The sequence below is a fragment of the Thomasclavelia sp. genome, assembly GCF_047249845.1.
GTDB lineage: Bacteria > Bacillota_I > Bacilli_A > Erysipelotrichales > Coprobacillaceae > Thomasclavelia.
Genome location: NZ_JBKTWO010000128.1, coordinates 1 through 2360 on the forward strand (window position 1 = coordinate 1; position 2360 = coordinate 2360).

Consider the following 2360-nt stretch of genomic DNA (forward strand, 5'->3'; position numbering starts at 1 on the left):
AAAAGTATGTACTAGCGATCACTTATACCCATAAAGCTGCTGATGAAATTAAAGTGCGAATTGAGTTATTAGGAGTAGATACATCACGTTTATGGATTGGAACAATCCATTCATTTTGCTATGAATGGCTGCTAAAACCTTACTCTATTTATCATGAAAATCTTAGGGACGGTTTTAAAATACTGAACACCTATGACTCTGAAGAGTTAATTACAACAATTTGTTCAAATTACAAAACTGAAAAAGTTAATTATTATGACTGCAATCATTACTACACATCTAAAGGCTTAAAGTTATCTGGTTATCTCAAAAAGCATGGAGCAATCAAGAATATCCTTGACGAATACCACATTCAATTAAGGAAAAATAACCAAATTGATTTTGAGCAAATGCTATACTTCTCATACCAATTGATAAGTAAAGATGCCATATCGAAAATATTAAGTGGTATTTTTTCCTACATTTTCATAGATGAGTTTCAGGATACTAAAGAAATTCAATACGCTATAGTTTCCAAAATAATTCAATCTAGCGAAGGTAAAATTAATGCTTTTGTAGTTGGAGATCCAAACCAAGCCATTTACGGTTCATTAGGAGGGTATGCAATCTCGCAAGCTGAGCTGGAGAAAATAACTAATTCTCGATTTTCATATATGACTTTAGATAAGAATTATAGAAGCTCAAAGAGAATAATAGATTTTTATATCAATTTCAATGTATTAGCTAGCAAAACAACTTCGGAAAGTAAGTTTAAGAATTACCAAAGTGTTGTAACGTATAATCAAAAAGTTTATAAGGATAATTTAGTTGATCACATAAGCAAGTATATTGAATATAATGTTAATCAACTAGGAATTGAGCAGAAAGAAATTTGCATTCTGGCCCCATGGTGGATGCATCTTGCAGCTTTAACTAGGACTTTAGTTACAAGACTACCAAATTTTAGTTTTGATGGTCCAGGTCTTGTGCCCTTTTCCAGAGATATTGACAACTTCTGGTATAAAATCACCCAGGTAATTCTTACTGAACCATCTCCAAATATGTATGTCAAACGAATGCGTTGGGTTTCTGATATATTGTCAGAAATGCATTTTTGCCATGTTGATATTCAAAGATTAAACCCTCAACTATTTTTAAATATTATTAACGATATCAAAATTGATGAGGTAGACGGTTTGATTTATCTAAGAAGTTTTTTTGATGAACTATTTAGAAGAATAAATGTAGATGTTTCCTCATACCCTCAACTACAAGAGCACTATGACTCTTTTTTCAAAAGCTCACAAGATAGAATTCATCGCCTAAAAAAAGATAATGAACATTTTGCCACAGACATAAATGCATTTCGTAATGCATTCAAACCAAGAACAGGTATTAAAGTGTCAACGATACATGGAGTAAAAGGTGGAGAGTATGACACTGTTATATCATTTGGACTATTACAAGACATGGTTCCAAACTTTAATGACTCAAGTGATGAAAGTGCAAAAAAACTGTTATATGTCATTGGTTCGAGGGCCAGAAAAAACCTACATCTTATTTCTGAAAGGGGGAGAAGAAGCAAATATAAAGATTATGAGTCTACAAAGGTTCTATCTGGAACAAAATTTACCTACGACGCAGACCCTTTTTAAGTGAAAATGGTAAATAATGAACATAGGCAAGAATCATTGGTATCTGTGATACTTACCTATTAATCATTACGTCATATATCCCTTATCATGTAATCATCATATGTTTACAAAGTACCGCCAATAAATCATTAGCTGATTCATTATAGAATCAGCATGGTACGTTGCTCTGCAGGAGGGAGTCAGAGTCGGTAATAACTCACATCTCACAATACCTAGATGTATTATCATACGGGGAAATGAACCACATTTAGCCCTAATACCATGTTTTTTTTAAATGCTATATCAATCCCTAAAGTTATTATTATCCAGTACATAGTTTGTATAGCTCAATAATATACGAGCGAGCTCTCGCATGTCATTTTCAGTAGTAGCTTCTATAATTTTATCACCTGATACTAGACCGGTTAAATAAATCTCGCCTTCTTCTTCTCTAAAAATAAATCCAGAGTAAGGTCGTCCGGATGTTTTTATCCTAAATCCAGCATAACCCTTATAATTGATTTTCTCTAATAGGGTTAAATCAGGTAATTCAAAAATTAATGACAAACATTCCTTAAGAGTATGGTATTCAAAGTAACTACCAAACCCATCTAAAAATAAAGTTGATTCTAATTGTTTATTATTAAATCCTAATTGTTGAACTTTGTTAGTGTTATTAGTTGATAATTCTCTGATAACTTCCTCAGATGTCTTATGAGTTTTATTATATTCTTGAGAAGCTAGATC

2 protein-coding genes are annotated in these 2360 nt (G+C 32.1%); one reads left to right on the forward strand and one right to left on the reverse strand.

The window, feature by feature from the left end; genetic code table 11:
* Positions 1-1634: UvrD-helicase domain-containing protein (locus ACLR9T_RS13910; protein ID WP_413110084.1), on the forward strand; the 1634-nt coding region annotated here is incomplete at its 5' end.
* Between the two features lie 282 nt (positions 1635-1916).
* Here the strand turns inward: ACLR9T_RS13910 and ACLR9T_RS13915 are convergent.
* Positions 1917-2360: hypothetical protein (locus tag ACLR9T_RS13915; RefSeq protein WP_413110085.1), on the reverse strand; the 444-nt coding region annotated here is incomplete at its 5' end.